Source organism: Rhodococcus sp. ENV425 (assembly GCF_002887785.1).
Lineage (GTDB): Bacteria > Actinomycetota > Actinomycetes > Mycobacteriales > Mycobacteriaceae > Rhodococcus > Rhodococcus aetherivorans.
The window spans coordinates 1-1275 of record NZ_PCZU01000236.1; the positions used below are offsets into that span (position 1 = coordinate 1).

3 protein-coding genes are annotated in these 1275 nt (G+C 67.1%); all 3 read left to right on the plus strand.

Features of this window, described 5'->3' with window-relative positions:
- On the plus strand, positions 1-204 hold a 204-nt coding region (locus CQZ88_RS20265; RefSeq protein ID WP_146034343.1), incomplete at its 5' end, for a M24 family metallopeptidase.
- Positions 205-239: 35 nt separating this feature from the next.
- Complete coding sequence (gene efp, locus CQZ88_RS20270; protein WP_006937620.1) at positions 240-803, plus strand: elongation factor P; 564 nt, start codon at positions 240-242, stop codon at positions 801-803.
- Positions 804-1275: transcription antitermination factor NusB (nusB, locus tag CQZ88_RS20275; RefSeq protein ID WP_102800212.1), on the plus strand; the 472-nt coding region annotated here is incomplete at its 3' end.

Genomic DNA, 1275 nt, shown 5'->3' on the forward strand with positions numbered 1-1275 from the left:
CACGGGGTCGGTCTGGAGATCCACGAAGCACCCGGAATCGGCCAGGCGGCGACCGGTACACTTGCCTGCGGTGCGGCGGTGACCGTCGAACCGGGCGTGTACTTCTCCGGGCGCGGAGGCGTGCGGATCGAGGACACGCTCGTGGTGCGTGAGCAGGGACCGGAGCTGCTCACACTCACCGACAAGACATTGACCGTCGTATGAGGGCGGTACCTCGACTCTAGGAGACGCGAAACCAAGTGGCCGATACCAGCGATTTCAAGAACGGGCTCGTGCTGAAGATCGATGGTCAGCTGTGGCAGATCATCGAGTTCCAGCACGTCAAGCCCGGCAAGGGGCCGGCGTTCGTCCGTACGAAGATCAAGAACGTGCTCTCCGGCAAGACCGTCGACAAGACCTGGAACGCCGGGGTGAAGGTCGAGACCGCCACCGTGGACCGCCGCGACATGACGTACCTGTACCACGACGGCACCGACTACGTGTTCATGGACGGCGAGACCTACGACCAGATCTCCATCAACGAGGAGACCCTGGGCGACGGCGCGAAGTTCCTGCTCGAGAACATGCAGGTGCAGGTGGCCACCCACGAGGGCACCCCGCTGTTCGTCGAACTGCCGGTCACCGTCGAACTCGAGGTCACCCACACCGATCCCGGCCTGCAGGGCGACCGCTCCACCGGGGGCACCAAGCCGGCGACCCTCGAGACCGGCGCCGAGATCCAGGTCCCGCTGTTCATCAACACCGGCGACAAGCTCAAGGTCGATTCGCGTGACGGCAGCTACCTCGGGCGAGTGAATTCCTGAGTGTCCGGTACGCAGAAGAAACTCGGAGCCCGGCACAAGGCGCGTAAGCGTGCCGTCGACCTGCTGTTCGAGGCCGAAGCCCGCGACATCGACCCGGTCGGTCTCGCGGCCGACCGCATCGCGCTCGCCGTCACCGACGACCAGGTCGCCCAGGTGCCGCCGTACACGCAGACCGTCGTGCGCGGCGTGGCGGAGCATCTCGACGAGCTCGACCAGGTGATCGCCGAGCACCTGCACGACTGGACGCTCGAGCGGCTGCCCGCCGTGGACCGGGCGATCCTGCGCATCTCGGTGTGGGAGCTGTTCCACGCCTCCGACGTGCCGCCGGTGGTGGCCGTCGACGAGGCCGTCGAACTGGCCAAGCAGCTGTCCACCGACGACTCGCCCGCCTTCGTCAACGGCATCCTCGGCCAGATCGTGGCGCTCGCCGACCAGGTCCGTGCCGCCGCGGCGGCCACCTCGTCGCGCGCCG